At 59.5% G+C, this 915-nt stretch carries 2 pseudogenes; both read right to left on the bottom strand.

The features are described from left to right. Window positions 1-215: pseudogene (locus tag AC1Q6C_RS33660) on the bottom strand (hypothetical protein); the annotation flags it as partial. Next, a pseudogene (locus AC1Q6C_RS33655) lies at window positions 215-915 on the bottom strand (hypothetical protein); the annotation flags it as partial. The pseudogenes AC1Q6C_RS33660 and AC1Q6C_RS33655, both read right to left, overlap by 1 nt.

The following is a 915-nucleotide window of genomic DNA, read 5'->3' as shown; positions in this document are numbered from 1 at the left end:
ACAGCTGCTTGCCGTAGGCCTTCTTTGCCGATTTCGGTACGGATCTGGCGTACGGAGACTTTGCTGGTGAGTCCGGCCAATCCCCCACTTTTGACCGATTTCGATTTTTCGATACCGCTTGTTGCTGCTGTCGAGACGGATACGTTGAGTCCGTCCAAGCCGACGGTCTTTTGTGCGGGTTTGGTTGATCGTGGTTTCGGAAGATGCAGGGCCACTATATGTTTCCTTCATCTTCGTCGGTGAACGCAGCTTTGAGTGCGAGGTTGATCTCGTGGGTGTCGCGGGCGTCGGTCAGCATGACGGTTATGTTTTCGGTGAGCGGGGCGCTCTTTTCCAGAGTCATTTTCCCGAGTGCGTCACTGTTGTCTGCGATGTCGATGCCCGGGGGCAGGGGGTAGACCCAGGAGTCGGTGACGGTGCGCAGTGGCCAACGCCCGGTTTCGCGTGCGATGCGCATCGCGACGCGGCGGCCTCGCCAGCGGCAGTGTGCGATGATCGCTGCTCGCCAGAGCGGTTGGTGGTGGTGTTGCATTTGTTTGGCGGTCCACATGTCGGGGTTGACCATTCGGCCGATGTAACCCTTGTAGCAGGCGCCGATGAACCGTTTCATTGCCGTGTCGCCTGTATCGACGGCAACTTTGCGGGCCTCTCTCAAGAATTTCGCCCACTTGTCGAGGGCTCGACCCTGTTCGGGGTAGACCCACGCTTCTGCGATGTCGAGGTCGTCGAGTTCTGCGCCGATTCCGCCATCGGCGATGGACGTTTGAAGTGCATCGAGGCTGACGGTGGTGATCCAGGTCTGCACAGGTTGGTCGGCGAGCATGTGTGGGTGAGGCAACGGTAGAGCGGGTGGGAGCGCCAGCATGTCACCCGGTGGGAGGGTTACACGCCAGAGTCCGAACGGGGTTTTCGATT

The organism is Rhodococcus sp. MT28, from assembly GCF_058792695.1.
The sequence above is the reverse complement of the archived record's forward strand: the minus strand, read 5'-3'. Positions and strand labels throughout refer to the sequence as shown.